The sequence below is a fragment of the Streptococcus suis genome (assembly GCF_002964045.1).
Classification (GTDB): Bacteria; Bacillota; Bacilli; order Lactobacillales; family Streptococcaceae; genus Streptococcus; species Streptococcus suis_U.
Genome location: NZ_POPB01000518.1, coordinates 1 through 293 on the forward strand (window position 1 = coordinate 1; position 293 = coordinate 293).

The following is a 293-nucleotide window of genomic DNA, read 5'->3' on the forward strand; positions in this document are numbered from 1 at the left end:
AGATATATTATACCATAATTGATACATAAAATCTTATATAAGTTATACAGTATATATATTATAGTTTTTGAGTAAGTAATGGTGATGAAACAACAAAATATTTTCAGAAAAGAGCAAACGGAATAATTGACAATAGTTCCTAAGAGAACTATAATAGTTCTCATGGTAATTATTTTCGTAGAAAGGAGCTATTATGGGACATACTATTGCAGATTTTCGGAATCTATTAAATCAGATTGAACAAATCAGTGAAACCATTGCAAAGGAATATGATGTGGAGCACCTAGTTGGAC

The 293-nt window shown here is 28.7% G+C and carries 1 pseudogene; it reads left to right on the top strand.

Going from position 1 to position 293, the window contains the following annotated elements:
* Positions 1-193 precede the first annotated feature (193 nt).
* Positions 194-293 (top strand): annotated as a pseudogene (locus tag C1E99_RS12430) (MarR family transcriptional regulator); the annotation flags it as partial.